Annotated in this window: 15 protein-coding genes; 3 read left to right on the top strand and 12 right to left on the bottom strand. The window is 64.1% G+C overall.

Features of this window, described 5'->3' with window-relative positions; genetic code table 11:
* Positions 1 to 79: 79 nt before the first annotated feature.
* The 3 genes from EJ077_RS07560 to EJ077_RS07550 form a co-directional block, all read right to left on the bottom strand.
* Positions 80 to 625, bottom strand: a complete 546-nt coding sequence (locus EJ077_RS07560; protein WP_208700873.1) for a DUF4142 domain-containing protein — start codon at positions 623 to 625, stop codon at positions 80 to 82.
* A gap of 115 nt (positions 626 to 740) precedes the next feature.
* On the bottom strand, positions 741 to 1739 hold the full coding sequence (locus EJ077_RS07555; RefSeq protein ID WP_208702930.1) for a YihY/virulence factor BrkB family protein: 999 nt from the start codon (positions 1737 to 1739) through the stop codon (positions 741 to 743).
* A gap of 100 nt (positions 1740 to 1839) precedes the next feature.
* The gene (locus EJ077_RS07550) at positions 1840 to 2583 is read right to left on the bottom strand and encodes a DUF899 family protein (protein WP_208700870.1); all 744 of its coding nucleotides are present in this window, start codon (positions 2581 to 2583) and stop codon (positions 1840 to 1842) included.
* A gap of 157 nt (positions 2584 to 2740) precedes the next feature.
* On the opposite strand from EJ077_RS07550, the gene EJ077_RS07545 reads away from it, so the two are divergent.
* Complete coding sequence (locus tag EJ077_RS07545) at positions 2741 to 3079, top strand: hypothetical protein (RefSeq protein WP_208700868.1); 339 nt, start codon at positions 2741 to 2743, stop codon at positions 3077 to 3079.
* 15 nt (positions 3080 to 3094) lie between these two features.
* Here EJ077_RS07545 and EJ077_RS07540 read toward each other — a convergent pair whose 3' ends face one another.
* The 5 genes from EJ077_RS07540 to EJ077_RS07520 all read right to left on the bottom strand — a co-directional run bounded on the left by EJ077_RS07540 (position 3095) and on the right by EJ077_RS07520 (position 7721).
* Positions 3095 to 3919: a carbohydrate ABC transporter permease gene (locus EJ077_RS07540; protein WP_135930941.1), complete on the bottom strand. Its 825-nt coding sequence runs from the start codon at positions 3917 to 3919 to the stop codon at positions 3095 to 3097.
* A 1-nt stretch (position 3920) separates the two neighbouring features.
* Positions 3921 to 4835 (bottom strand): carbohydrate ABC transporter permease, encoded by a 915-nt coding sequence (locus EJ077_RS07535; protein WP_208702929.1) that lies wholly within the window; start codon positions 4833 to 4835, stop codon positions 3921 to 3923.
* A gap of 47 nt (positions 4836 to 4882) precedes the next feature.
* Positions 4883 to 6151, bottom strand: a complete 1269-nt coding sequence (locus EJ077_RS07530) for an ABC transporter substrate-binding protein (protein ID WP_208700866.1) — start codon at positions 6149 to 6151, stop codon at positions 4883 to 4885.
* A gap of 137 nt (positions 6152 to 6288) precedes the next feature.
* On the bottom strand, positions 6289 to 6777 hold the full coding sequence (locus tag EJ077_RS07525) for a GNAT family N-acetyltransferase (protein ID WP_208700865.1): 489 nt from the start codon (positions 6775 to 6777) through the stop codon (positions 6289 to 6291).
* A 5-nt stretch (positions 6778 to 6782) separates the two neighbouring features.
* A complete protein-coding gene (locus tag EJ077_RS07520; RefSeq protein ID WP_208700863.1) occupies positions 6783 to 7721 on the bottom strand; it encodes a lytic transglycosylase domain-containing protein in 939 nt (312 codons plus the stop codon).
* 182 nt (positions 7722 to 7903) lie between these two features.
* Here EJ077_RS07520 and EJ077_RS07515 point away from each other — a divergent pair, with 182 nt between their 5' ends.
* A complete protein-coding gene (locus tag EJ077_RS07515) occupies positions 7904 to 8473 on the top strand; it encodes a methylated-DNA--[protein]-cysteine S-methyltransferase (RefSeq protein WP_208700861.1) in 570 nt (189 codons plus the stop codon).
* A gap of 75 nt (positions 8474 to 8548) precedes the next feature.
* Here EJ077_RS07515 and EJ077_RS07510 read toward each other — a convergent pair whose 3' ends face one another.
* On the bottom strand, positions 8549 to 8875 hold the full coding sequence (locus EJ077_RS07510) for a hypothetical protein (protein ID WP_208700859.1): 327 nt from the start codon (positions 8873 to 8875) through the stop codon (positions 8549 to 8551).
* A 275-nt stretch (positions 8876 to 9150) separates the two neighbouring features.
* On the opposite strand from EJ077_RS07510, the gene EJ077_RS07505 reads away from it, so the two are divergent.
* A complete protein-coding gene (locus tag EJ077_RS07505; RefSeq protein ID WP_015316174.1) occupies positions 9151 to 9363 on the top strand; it encodes a cold-shock protein in 213 nt (70 codons plus the stop codon).
* Positions 9364 to 9587: 224 nt separating this feature from the next.
* On the opposite strand, the gene EJ077_RS07500 is transcribed toward EJ077_RS07505, so the two are convergent.
* The 3 genes from EJ077_RS07500 to EJ077_RS07490 form a co-directional block, all read right to left on the bottom strand.
* Positions 9588 to 10196 carry a glutathione S-transferase family protein gene (locus EJ077_RS07500; RefSeq protein ID WP_208700857.1) on the bottom strand — a complete coding sequence of 203 codons (609 nt, stop codon included), beginning with the start codon at positions 10194 to 10196 and terminating at the stop codon, positions 9588 to 9590.
* Between the two features lie 83 nt (positions 10197 to 10279).
* Positions 10280 to 11134, bottom strand: a complete 855-nt coding sequence (locus EJ077_RS07495; protein ID WP_208700855.1) for an EAL domain-containing protein — start codon at positions 11132 to 11134, stop codon at positions 10280 to 10282.
* The gene (locus EJ077_RS07490; protein WP_208700853.1) at positions 11131 to 12027 is read right to left on the bottom strand and encodes an EAL domain-containing protein; all 897 of its coding nucleotides are present in this window, start codon (positions 12025 to 12027) and stop codon (positions 11131 to 11133) included. The genes EJ077_RS07495 and EJ077_RS07490 overlap by 4 nt, the downstream gene beginning before the upstream one ends.
* Positions 12028 to 12162: the final 135 nt, after the last annotated feature.

Here is a 12162-nt window from a genome sequence, read left to right as displayed (position 1 = left end):
GATCTCCCCCCTCGTGGGGGAGATGTCCGGCAGGACAGAGGGGGGCGCCGTAGAGCGCTGTCCTTGAACGCCCAGCCCCCTAATGCACCGCCGCCACATCCCTCAAATGCATCTCGTGCATCTTCAGCACCTCCAGCGTCTTCTTGGCGAATTCCTTCAGCGCCGGGTCGTCGCCGGACCGGGCGTAGGTGGAAAACATCGCCACCGCCTGCTTGTGCGCCTCGGTCTGCAAGGTGATGTACTTGGCCTGGAAGGCCTCGCCATCCAGCGCCTCGAGCTGGTCGAGCATTGTCTGGTCTTTCGGCAGCAGCGGCGGGCCTTCGGGCTTGATGGATGCCGTGGTCTGGCTCTTTTCCAGCGCCGCCTTGAAATCCTGGCCGGCCTTGGTGTGGTCCTTGACCATCAGCGCCGCGAAATCGGCGACATCGGCCGCGACGCCCTTTTTCTGCGCCAGCTTGCTGCTTTCGATCTCGAAGCGGTTGGCGCTTGCGAGTGTCTTGGTGAAGGTGTCGGTGTCGACCTTGTTTTCCGACACCGCCGGCAAGGTGCTGACCGCCTGCTGGGAAAAGGCCGAAGGCGCTCCGGCCAGAAGGGCCAGCATGGCAATGGCGAGATGCGGTTTCATCGAAACGCTCCGTGAAGGTGTCCTCGCAGACCCAACGCGGCAGATGCGGTGAGGTTGCCAGCCGCGTCCCTTCTCCTCAGGGGAAGCAGCCTTACTGCCGCAACGTGCCCACTCCCTACGGGCGACGAGGCCCCAGCAGAAAGGCTGTCATCATTGCGCTCACGCTCGCCACCGCCAACAACGCCACGGCGCCCGAAGAGCTGGGCCTTCGGCGAATTGAAACGAGGTTTTGTGGAGCGGGAGCAGTTTGAACCCACCCGTCCAGGTCGGACCTGCTCCCATGGCGAACGGAATAGGCGCGGGTCAACTCTGCACCGAGCAGAAAGATTTCCGATGAATAGTAGACCCAGAGCAGGATGACGAGCAGCCCTCCGGCCGCACCATAGGAGGATGCGATCGCACTTGTGCCGATATACCAACCGATAAGCGACTTCCCCAATGTGAACAGTGCGGCGGTCACGACAGCACCGATCCCGACATCCCGCCACTCCAAGGCACGGTCAGGCAGGACTTTGTAGATCGCAGCAAACATCACGGAGATCAGGGAAAAGGAAATCAACGTGTTGATCGCGCTCAGAACAAATTCGCCGAACGGCAAATGAGCGCTGATCACGTTGCCCAGGGCGGAGATCGCGGCGCTCGCCACCAAGGATACCAGCAACATAAAGCCGAGGGCGCCGACCAGGCCGAGGCTTGCCGCGCGCGCGCGCAAGAGACGCGACAGCGAACTCCCTTTCGCTTCGACCTTCCATATTGCATTCAGGGCCTGCTGCATCTCGCCAAACACCGCGGAGGCGGTTACGAGCAAAGTGACCGCGCCGATGATGGCCGCCAGGGTCCCCGATGATTTGCTGGATGCGCCTTCGAGCGCTGCCTGTAGGAGCGCCGCACTTTCTGCACCCATCAGCCCCGATATCTGGGCAGACAAGGCCAGCTGTGCCGCGTCATGACCAAATGCGATGCCAACTATCGCGACGACAATTATCAGAACCGGGGCCAGCGACGTGGCGGCATAAAAGGCCATCGCCGCGCCATGACTAAGGGCATTGTCGTTGACAAAGCCAACCACGCTTTCTCGCACCAGGTCCCATACGTTTTTAAGTGTGGGTCGCACTTCGAATCCGTGAAGGGGTCGAAACCGTCTCCTATCAATGCAGCCGATCTTCCGATGTTCCGCCGACTTGAGCGAGAGTTTCAGCAAGGGCGCGCCTGCCTCAGTGGCAGCACGCCTCGCCATATTGCAGCTGCTCGTTCCAGTCCGGCCGGCCTTCCGGGGTAAAGTCCATCAGGTTCCATAGGATCTCGCAGGTGCCGATGGCGCGCGGGTCCTGGCCGGGTTCGGTTGGCGCGAAGCCGAGTTCCGACGACCAGAAGTGCCTGATGCCGTCCGCATCTCGATGAAACACCGACAGCAACGGAATCTGCGCCCCATCGGCATCCTCGGCGTTGTAGTCGCGCTTGAAGCTGTTGTTGGCCGACGACACCAGCCGCATGTTGTGCCAGCCGCGATCGCTGCCGAGCGTCACCAGGTTTTCGAGCGCCGTCTTGGCCACGACGGCGAAGTTGAAGCCGGCGGCTTCGAGATGGCCGACCGCGCCGTCGAACTGGTCGAGCAGCGCGGTGCAGGACGGGCACGGCTGGTCGGGCCGCGCGAGCTTCGCCGTGCCGCCGCTGGTCGCCACGTCGCGCGTCTCTTGCGGGTGGCGCGGAAACATCATCTGGTAGAGGATCAGCGTGTCCTTGCCGGGCGCGAACAGCTCCGACAGTTTTATCTTCGCGGTCTTGCCGGCGATATCCAGCCCCTCGAACACATAGTCCTTCGGCACCAGCCCGCCCGGCGGCAGGGTGCGCCGCGCCTCGGCTACGGCTTCCATGGCGCGGCGCAGCTCGATTTCCTTCTTCAGCAGCTTTTCGCGTGCGGTGCGGTATTTGGCGGATTCGTTGGGAAAGGTGATCATGATCGGCTCCTTGGTTCCGCGCGCAGCGTCCCGGCGCGGTTGCTCTGCGACCCAAAGGACGTTTGGCCGTAACCGGTTCCGACATTCCTGCATCGGAACCGCTTCGGCTTTGCGACATTCCCTCCATCGGCTACAGCTTTCATCACGGAGGGACGAAATGAGCGAGACCGACGAGATCGACCTGCGCTGTCCGCAAGTGGTGGCCGACAACGCCGCCAAGGGTTTGCGCCTGCGCAAGCAGTTCGGCCGCGGCGGCACCGAGATCGGCGTCGCGCGGGCCACCGAACTGATGAACCGCGAGAAGCTGGCGCCGTCCACCATCCGCCGCATGGTCAGCTACTTTGCCCGCCACGAGGTCGACAAGCGGGGTAAGAACTACGGCAATGAAGACAACCCTTCCGCCGGCACCATCGCCTGGCTGCTGTGGGGCGGCGACGAGGGCCGCGCCTGGGCGCTGGAGCTCAAGCAGAAGATCGGCAACGCGCCCGATATCTGAGCGCAAGGTCCCTGCTCACCCTTTCACCCCGCCTGCGGTGAGGCCAGAGACGATCTTGCGCTGGAAGATCAGCACCAGCACCACCAGCGGCACCGTGACGATCACCGAGGCGGCCATGATGTTGCCCCACGGGATTTCGAACTGCGAATTGCCCGAGAGCAGCGCGATCGCCACCGGCACGGTCCGCCGCGCATCGTTGGAGGTGAAGGTCAGGGCAAACAGGAACTCGTTCCACGCGCCGATGAAGGCCAGCAGTCCGGTGGTCGCCAGCGCCGGCCACATCAGCGGCAGGAAGATGCGGGTAATGATGATCCATGGCGTCGCGCCATCGAGGATCGCCGCCTCCTCGACCTCGACCGGCAGGTCGCGCACGAAGGCGGTGAGTACCCAGACGGTGAACGGCAAGGTGAAGATCATGTAGGAGAAGATCAGCGCGAAGAGCGAATTGTAGAGGCCGAACATCCGCACCAGTTCGAACAACCCGGCCAGCACCGCCACCTGCGGGAACATCGAGACCGACAGGATGGCGAACAGCAATGCCGAGCGGCCGCGAAAACGGACACGCGCCAGGGCGTAGGCCGCGGTGACGCCAAGGAACAGTGAGAGCGCCACCACCGCGCCCGAAACGACCAGCGAATTCAGGAGATTGCGCATGAAGGCGCCCTCGGCCAGCACGTTGCGATAATTGTCGAGGCTGGGTGCCTTCGGCCACGGATCCGCCTGGAACAGCTCGGTCCCCGATTTCAGGCTGGTGACGATGGCATAGTAGAACGGAAACACCGCGATCAGCACGATTGCCCCGACCAGCAGATAAAAGGCCGTGCGCTTCAGGAGCCACATCTCAGCGGCCTCCTTCCAGGCTTATCCGGCCGACGCGGATGGTGAGGATTGTGAGCAAGGCGAGGACGAGGAAGAGCAGGGTCGAGGCGGCCGAGCCATAGGCGAACTTGTCGAACTCGAACAGGTTCTCGCGGGCGAACACCGACATCGACTTGGTGTGCGCATTGTTGGGCGTCAGCACATAGATCAGGTCGAAGATACGCAGCGCATCGAGCGCCCGGAAGATCACCGCCACCATGACCGCCGGACGGATCAGCGGCAAGGTCACCCGCCAGAAGATCTGCCATGGGTTGGCGCCGTCGAGCCTGGCGACCTCGATGATCTCGCGCGGCAGCATCTGCAGCGCGGCCAGGATCAGCAGCGCCATGAACGGCGTCGTCTTCCAGATGTCGACGATCAGCACCGCTGCCATCGCGGTATCGGCGCTGGCTGTCCAGGCGATCTTGGTGTCGATCAGCCCCAGATTGATCAGCACGACATTGATGATGCCGAACTGGTCGTTCAGCATCCACTGCCACATCTTGGCCGAGACGATGGTCGGAATCGCCCAGGGGATGAGGATCGCCGCCCTGACGATGCCGCGGCCGGGGAATTCGGCGTTGAGCACCAGGGCGACGACCATGCCGAGGATCGTCTCGCAGGTCACCGAAACCACCGCGAAGCGCACGGTGTTCCACACGGCGCGCCACCAGACCGGGTCGAGAAGCAGCCCGTCGTGGATGACCCTGCCGCTCGGCATGCGCAGAACCGAGACATAGTTGGCGAGGCCTACCCATTGGCGGGCGTCGAGATCGGACAGCGAGGCATCGGTGAAGCTGAAATAGACCGTGCGGGCGAGCGGCCAGCCGGCAGCGGCGGCGAGCACCAGAAGCATCGGTGCCAGGAACAGCCACGCCGAGCGCACACGCTGGCGCATCAGCCGCGAGCCTTGGCGCCGGTCGGCGGCATCAGCCGGTCGCGCGCTCACCAGCCCTTGCCTTTCAGCTGGGTCAGCGTCGCCTCGAGGTCGGCCAGATTGTCGGCGGCGCTGCCTTCGCCGGACAAGGTCTTGTGGACGGCGTTCCAGAACTGGCTCGACGCCTCGTTGTACTTATTCCTGGTCACCGCCGAGGGCCGCGACCCGGCATCGAGGAAGACCTCCTTCCAGTGCGGTATGATCGGTTGTTGCCTGGCGATGTCGGCATCGTCATAGAGCGCCTGGATGGTCGGCAGGTTGGCGGTCTTCAGCGTGCGGTATTTCTGCATTGCCGGCGAAGCGATGAACTTGACCAGTTCGATTGCCGCATCCGGGTGCCTGGAATATTTCGAGACCGCGAGGTTCCAGCCGCCGAGCGTCGCCGCCGGCCGGGCACCCTCGCCGGTGCCCGCCGGCAGCGGCGCGACGTCGAACCTGCCCTTGATCGGCGATCCCTGGCTATTGCCCAGCGCATAGGCATAGGGCCAGTTGCGCATGAAGACCGCATTGCCGGTCTGCCACACGCCGCGCGCCTCCTCTTCCTGATAGGCGAGCACGCCAGGCGGCGCGATGGTGCCGATCCAGCCCTTGGCCATGTCGAGCGCTGCCGCCGCCCGGGCGTTGTTGATGGAAATCGCGCCATCCGGCTCGACGATATGGCCGCCGCCGTTCGACACCACCCATTCGAACGCGTCGCAGGTCAGCCCCTCATAGGCGTTGCCCTGGAAGACGAAGCCCCAGATATCCCTGTTGCCCGAGGCCCGCTCCTTGTCCATCACCAGGCTGGCGGTGTCGCCCAGCTCCTTCCAGGTGGCCGGCACCCTGGCGCCGTATTTGTCGAGCAGATCCTTGCGATAATACAGCGCCGGCGCATCGGTGAAGATCGGCAGCGCCACCAGCCTGCCGTCGACGGTCTGCGACTGGATGATCGACGGGAAATGCGTGGCCACGACATCCCTGGTCGCCTCGGTCAGATCGACGAACTGGCTGGCGAGCTGCGGCGCCCAGATGACATCGGTCTGGTAGACGTCGACGTCGCTGTTGCCGGCGGCGAGCCACAGCCTGTACTGGCCGAACTGGTCGGTCCCAGACGACGGCATGGCGACGATGGTGACCTTGTCGCCGGTCTCTTTCTCATAGCGGTCGAGGATCTCGCGCAGCACCTTGAGGCCGTTGCCGGTGTCGCCCGACACGATCGACAGCTCGACCGCGCGCGCCGGACCCGCAGCGAGCACGGCGGCGACGCTCAACGCTAGCAATGCGTGGAAAACCTTCATCGCGGTGGATCTCCTTGGCAACTGGCGGCACAGAGCACCGACAGCCGGTCAGACCCCACCGTTCATTGAATGCGGAGCAACGCTTTGGGTTCCGAACGGGCCATGACCGGTGACGGGCCCGGGACCGGTGACGGCTGTCAGCCTTCCCAGGCGACGGGCCGCATGCCCAGCCGCTCGTAGAGCCGCACGGCGGCCGCGTTCCCGAGCGTATTGGTCTTGAGATCGACATGGGCGGCGCCCCGGTCGCGAAAAATGGCGAAGGCGTGCCACATCAGCGCTTCGCCGACACCCTTGCCGCGCGCCTCGGGATGAACGGCCAGGTCCTTGACGAACGCCGAGCTCCAGCACAGTGCGGCCGCCGCCAGCCGGCCCTTGGCATCGATGACGAGGAAACACAGCGCCGGGTCGAATTCGGGATCTTCGGATATGCGCGGCCACCATTCGTCGAAGGGGCCGTCGGCGCCGTCGTCGAACACTTCGCCCAGCAACGCATGCAGCGGCAGCGCGTCACCGCGCTCGAAGCTGCGCATGACAAAGCCGTCAGGCCAGTGCGGCGCAACCAGCGTCTCATCGAGGATCTTGCGCAGCCGGATGTCGTTTGGAGCCGGCGGCCGCGGTTCGGGCATCGCGCTCAGGCGTCGGGCTGCAGGCGCCCGCGCTTGCGGTCGACACCGAGGCCGGTGGCCTCGAGCAGGCCCTTGCGCTTGGCGTCGAAATAGTAGCCGGTCTGGTAGAGCCAGTCGGCCTTCTTGGCGTTGCCGTTCGACACCAGCCAGGCGCCGCGCAGATATTTGACCGCGTATTTGAGATTGGTCTCGGCGTCGAACAGACCCTTGGCCGGCCCGTCATAGCCCATGCCGCGGGCCGTCGCGTGCTTGATCTGCATCAGTCCCCAATGGCCGTTATTGTAGGCCTTGGGATTGTAGGTGCTTTCGCGGTTGACGACATGGCGCACCAGATCCACCGGCACCTGGTAGAAGGCGGCGTATTTGACGATCAGCCGGTCGACGTCGCCGCGCATGCCGGTCGAATGCTGTTCTTCAGCCGGCTCGACCGGCGCCGACGGGAACTGCACCAGGGCAGCCGGGTTCTGCGGCACGACATAGGCAACCTGCTGCACGCCGGGCATCTTCTGGCCGCCCTTGGCAACCGCCGGCACGATGAGCCCCGCGGTCGTGTAGGTCCCGGCGGCCTCGACCGGCTGGCCGGCCTTGGACGGCGGCGGCGCCTGCCAGGCATTGGCGGTCATCACGGCGGGGACTGCCGGCGTCGTAGGCGTTGCCCCGGCAAAGGCGGCGGCCGCCGCGACCGGCTGGGCGGCGGGATCGAGTGCCGGCGTGGCCGGGCCGGGGGTCAACTCGGCCGTCTGAACCGGCGTGATTCCGGAGGATTGCGGCAGCACCGAAACCGTGTCCGGCAGCGGCACGGTGAAGCCGGCATCGCTGCCTGCCGTGGTCGCGGTTTCCGTCAGGGATGGCGCGGCTTTCATCTGCGAGGTCGAGGTACAGCCGCTCATGCCGGCCGCCGCCGCGATCACGCCGATGGCGATAAGGATTTGTTTTGCTGGCAAGCCGCGCTCGAAGTCCGGTTTGTCGGGTCGTTAAGATTTCCCTTACACCAGCGATTCTTGGGTAGCAATCGGGGCCATCTGGTGGTTTTCGGGTGGCGGGACGCAGGCGGCGGTGCCATATTGTTCCTGATATGTACCGGCAGGAATCCCGGATTCCGCCGCTTTGCGGAAAGGAACGCAGCATGGAAACGACCTCTTCGATCACAGCTGGCCACGCAGTGTTAGAAACAGTGATCGGTTTCATGGGCATCGCGTGGAGCGAAAAGGGCCTGATCCGGCTCTGCCTGCCCGAACGCAGCCGCGAAGCGGTAGAGCGGCGGCTGATGCGCCACGCCGGCGTTTCCGCCTCTACGGCCCAGCCATCATGGGTGGTCGAGCTGATCGCCTCGATCAAGGCTTACGCCGCGGGCGAGGACGTCGATTTCACCGGCTTTCCCGTCGATCTCGACGGTATCGACGATTTCCGGCTCGCCATCTACAACGCGGCGCGAAAACTCGGCTATGGCGAAACCACGACCTATGGCGAACTCGCCACTCGCGCCGGCCATGCCGGCCTGCCACGCGAAACCGGTGCCGCCCTTGGCGCCAATCCGGTGCCGCTGGTCATCCCGTGCCACCGCATCCTGGCCGCCGGCGGCAAGATCGGCGGCTTCTCGGCGCCCGGCGGTTCGGTCACCAAGGAAAAGATGCTGGCCATGGAAGGCGTGCGCGTCGGCCCGCCGCCGCCGGCGCAGGTGTCCTTCGGGTTTTGAGAGCAGTAAGCCGCTCCCGGATGTGTTGAGATTCAGGTCAGGCCGAGCTGTTTGCAGGCCTGCATCACCTGAACATCAATGGCGGCGGATGAAGCGATGCCTGAAATGCTCATTGTCCGGCCGCTTGCAATTGTAGACCGGGCAGGACTTGGTGTCGGCGCTGGGCACATAGGCGCGCGTCCTCACCTCGCCCATGGTGCAGAACTGCTGGCTCTGCACATAGCGGTCGTAGAGCGGCAGCCCCGGCACCCGTTTCGACTGATAACGCAGGATAACCGCGCCTTGGCGCGCGATCGTCGACTGGACCTTGGCGCAGCTCATACGCGTCGGGTCGTAGCGCGAGATCGCCTGCGCCTGGGCGGCCACCAGCGTGAGGCAAGCGGCAAGCAGGATGATTTTCATGGTCCTCTCCCCTCGATCCGCCGCCCAGGGACGGCGCGATCTTGCGCCACGGTTTCACCAGATTGGGGCGGCCGTTGGGCGGCCCCCGATCACGGCTTTTTCACGCAGTCTTGTTTTTTGTGCGAAAGCAGCCTATATCAGCCGCATTGATATTTCGGCCGATCGATCCGGGCCTCGCGATCTTCGCGTTTGCTGACGTCTATCTCCAAAATCTCGATGCACACCGGCTGGATTTCGGTCCGGTCATACCAAAGCAAATGTGAAGGACTATTTTTATGGCAACTGGAACGGTCAAGTGGTTCAACGCCACCAAGGGTTTCGGCTTCATCCAGCCTGACAGCGGCGGCGCGGACGTTTTCGTCCACATCTCGGCTGTCGAGCGCGCTGGCCTGTCGACCCTGGTCGAAGGCCAGAAGATCAACTTCGAGATCGAGCAGGACCGCCGCACTGGCAAGTCGTCCGCTGGTTCTCTGAGCAAGGCAGCCTGATTTTGAAAATGGCGCGCGCCGGACGAGAGTTCGGGGCGCGCGGCAAGTCACGGATGTACTGACGGTCGCGCGAGAAGCGCGCCGGAGTGGAAAGACCCGACAAGCTGGAACAGCAGATAGCTGCCAGCCCGGACCGGACGCTCCCGATCAGGCTACCGAAATGGGAAGGCGGGATTTATCCCGCCTTTTTATTTGCCTGAATTTTGGCCGCTTTCGCCATTCGCCTACCCCACCCACTCGATCGGCACATGCCCCGGATCGGCCTCCACGCGGCCGAGCCAGGCCACCACCGCCGGATAGGCGTCGAGCTGGAAGCCGCCCTGCTCCGCCGTGTGCGTGTAGGCATAGAGCGCGATGTCGGCGATGCTGAAGGTGCCGCCAGCGAAGAAGGCGTTGTTTTCGAGATATGTGTTCATGACGCCGAGCGCCTTGTTGCCGCGTTCCAGCGTCGCCGCCAGCCGCTCGGGTGTCGCATCTGCGGCCCGTTCGGGAAAGGTCAGCAGCGCCTTGCGCACGGCTATGTAAGGCTCGTGGCTGTACTGCTCGAAGAACAGCCACTGATAGGCGAGCCCGCGCTCGTATCTGTCCGCCGGCAGCAAGCGCGTGCCTTCCGCAAGATATAGCAGGATGGCGTTGGATTCGGCCAGCCGCCGGCCATCGTCCAGTTCCAGCAGCGGCACCATGGCGTTCGGATTCTTGGCGACGAAATCGGCCTTGCGCGTATCGCCGGTATGCGAACTCACTTCGACGGTGGTGAAAGCGAGGCCGAGCTTGGCCATCAGCAGCCTGGGCTTGTAGCAATTGCCGCTGTCGATCATGCTGTAAAGTATCATTGTCGGTCCCCGAAGCGCTGCTTCTGCGGGCGGATTATCGCAGCAGCAGCATCCTCAACCAATGATTTGTTTTGGCCCGACCATCAGCGCCGCTTATGCAACGGCACGACCTTATTGTCGAAGCCCAGCAGCGCATCGACCGCAAGCGGCTCTTCGTTGAAGATGGTGCCGGCAAGCGCCGGACGCCCGAGAAGAAAACCCTGCAGCAAATCGACTCCGCCTTCGAGCGCGACGCGCAGGTGGGTGGGCTGCTCGATTCCCTCGACCAGCACCTTGGCGCCACGGTCGTGCAGGCTGGACACCAGCGGGCGGAAGAAGCGTTCCGCGGCGGCGTGGCGGCAGAATTCCGCGAACCAGCCGCCATCGATCTTGACGATGTCGGGCTGAAGCAGGCTCACCCGCTCCTCGGTCGAATGGCCGGTCCCGAAATCATCGATGGCGATGCGGATACCGTCGCGCCGCATTTCACGTACCAGCCTTGCCAGCAGCGCATCGTCCGCCGCCTGTTCGGTGATTTCACAGACCAGCATGGCGGGCGCCAGGCCGAGTTCGTCGAGATGCCGGCTCATCAGCCGGATCTCGGCCAGCGCCCGTCCGGCATGGTCGTTGACCAGGGGATTGTAGTTGAAGAACAGGTCGAGCCCATCGACGCCGATATTGTGGAAATTCCTGAGATGCAGCACGCGGCACATGGTTTCGACGAACAGCCGGTCCGAGGCCGCGACGCTGTCGAAGAACATCCGCGGCGACCCTGGGCGGCCGGCCCGGTGCGGCTCGATCAGGCCTTCGACGGCCACCGGATGCAAGCTGCCGCCATGCGGGGCGTAGATCGGCTGGTAGGCGCTGCGCAGGCGGAAGTCGCCATGGACGCCATATTCGATGCCGATCTCATCGACGAAGATCGCATCGCCGATGGTGCGCCGGCGCTCGGCACTCATGGCACGATCCTGCGCCCGAAAGCCTTTGCCGGCCGCCCCGTGCGCGGCGCAACGGCGGCGGGAGCGGACGTATGGCTTGCGGCGGAGACAGGTTCGGGACTGCTCGTCGCGAAAACACGGAAACCTGTCGGCGCGAGTTCTGGACGGGCCAGCACGTAGCCCTGGACCATCGAGGCGCCCGATCGCTCCGCCAGCTCCAGTTGCCAGCCTTCCTCGATGCCCTCGAACACGGTGCGGATGCCCTGGTCCTCGAAGCTCCTGACCATGGATGTCAGCAGCGCGAAACCAGCGCCCGATTCCATCAGTTGCGTGATCCAGTGCGCATCGAACTTGACGATGTCGGGGCGCAACTCCTTGACGCGGGTGATGTCGGAATCGTCGGCGCCATAGTCGTCGACGGCGATCCGGAAGCCGTTGGCTCTGAGTGCGGTGACGAAGCTGTGCAGGGTCTCCTGCGATGCCGATCTCTGCTCTGTCACCTCGCACACGACGCGGCCCGGATCGATACCGGCTTCGTGCAGGACCAGCCTCATGTCACGCAAGGCGTTGTCGACGATCGATCGCTCGGTGAACACCGAGGGATCGAAATTCACGAAGATCGATGCTTCCTGCGGCAGGCAGGCGCCGGCATTGAGCAGATGCAGTGTCCTGGTCAGCGCTTCGACATGCAGGCGGTCGGCCGCCGGACATGTCGAGAAGAAGGTCATCGGCGATTGCGGCTCGCCGTCGCGAAACGGGCGGATCAGGCCTTCGAACGCGGCGACCGACAGCTTGCCCTCGTTGAAGGCAAAGATCGGCTGGAAGGCGCTTTGCAGCGTATAAATGCCCCAGACACCGCTCGAGGTGCCGTCATCATGACGGATGATATGGGCAAGTCCGATGCTGCGTGACAAGGGTTCCTCGCTCCGCGACCTGGCGGAATTGAACCGCGATCCTGCCATGCAAGCCTCTACCGCCCGTTAATGAACTTTCTTTTGCCGATCACGCCTCATTGACCGCGCCACGCCACCTGGCCCAGCCGACAAGGC

The organism is Mesorhizobium sp. M8A.F.Ca.ET.057.01.1.1, from assembly GCF_003952565.1.
Lineage (GTDB): Bacteria > Pseudomonadota > Alphaproteobacteria > Rhizobiales > Rhizobiaceae > Mesorhizobium.
The sequence above is the reverse complement of the archived record's forward strand: the minus strand, read 5'-3'. Positions and strand labels throughout refer to the sequence as shown.